This window comes from Flavobacterium sp. (assembly GCF_003525665.1).
In the GTDB taxonomy this organism is placed as follows: domain Bacteria; phylum Bacteroidota; class Bacteroidia; order Flavobacteriales; family Flavobacteriaceae; genus Flavobacterium.
Window position 1 is genome coordinate 59720 of record NZ_DQDX01000051.1, and the last position, 414, is coordinate 60133.

Annotated in this window: 1 protein-coding gene; it reads left to right on the forward strand. The window is 27.8% G+C overall.

Going from position 1 to position 414, the window contains the following annotated elements:
• A partial coding sequence (locus DIU01_RS03700; protein ID WP_290831897.1) for a hypothetical protein occupies window positions 1-347 on the forward strand: 347 nt, incomplete at its 5' end.
• Between the last annotated feature and the right edge of the window lie 67 nt (window positions 348-414).

The window sequence follows — 414 nt, forward strand, 5'->3', positions numbered from 1 at the left end:
GAGCAATTGATTACAAAGTTGGATTAACTGAATTAATTTTTTTGTCGAAAGAAAAAGATGGATGGGAAGCATTAGGCGCTGGAAATGAAGGAGAAATTCTTATGAATAAAAATGCTGTTTATTATATGCAATATATTCCTTTAGCAAAACCAAATGATTATTTTGAAATCGAACAAAAAAAACTTAGAGGTATAATTTTTGAATATGCCGATGTAAAAGATGCAATAAATTATTACATCGAGAATTCAAATATCATAAACAAGTTGAATAAAGAAGAAAGAGAAAATTTTAAATCTGAGAATATGTTTCTAGTTTCAATCGCTAGGAGTCGTCCATTTAATAAATAAAAACACTATTGTTAACGGTGGTTTTGCAAAATTTCGAATATTGTGGTAAATACACGTTTACATTTCG